The organism is Vibrio sp. 970 (assembly GCF_033339075.1).
On record NZ_JAWOTW010000642.1, the window covers coordinates 1 to 563 of the forward strand.

Here is a 563-nt window from a genome sequence, read left to right on the forward strand (position 1 = left end):
GCCCAGTTTGCCTATAGATATCAAAAGGCTCTACAAGACCATCCGCATTTTGTGGTGCCAAAAATCTACCCGGAAATGTCATCCCAATCCGTTCTGGCTATGTCGTTCATTCAAGGGACGCCCATAGAGAAAATCGCAAACTACGACCAAGAAACTCGCGACTTTGTAATGCACAATTTGTTGGAACTGCTGTTTAAAGAACTGTTCGAATTCAAAATGGTGCAAACCGATCCAAACTTCGCAAACTATCTCTATCTTGAACAAAGTAAACAAATCGGGCTGTTAGATTTTGGCGCAACCCGCGAATACAGTGAACGTTTTAGTTCCGGTTATCGCCAAGCCTTTTCATCTGTCGTGAACGATGACGAACAAGGGCTCAACGATGCTTTAGAGCAAATAGGCTTTTTCGCCCAAAGCATCAAACCAGAACAGAGAATGGCGATTTTAGATTTGGTCAAAATGGCATGCGAACCCATGCTAATTGATGAAGCTTATGACTTTAAAGCCAGCGGACTGGCGCAAAAACTGCGAGAAGCTGGAACAATTCTAAGTATGGAGCAAGA

Annotated in this window: 1 protein-coding gene; it reads left to right on the forward strand. The window is 43.5% G+C overall.

Annotated elements, in window-relative coordinates; genetic code table 11:
- A partial coding sequence (locus R7Q11_RS28355; protein WP_263857228.1) for an AarF/UbiB family protein occupies positions 1–563 on the forward strand: 563 nt, incomplete at both ends.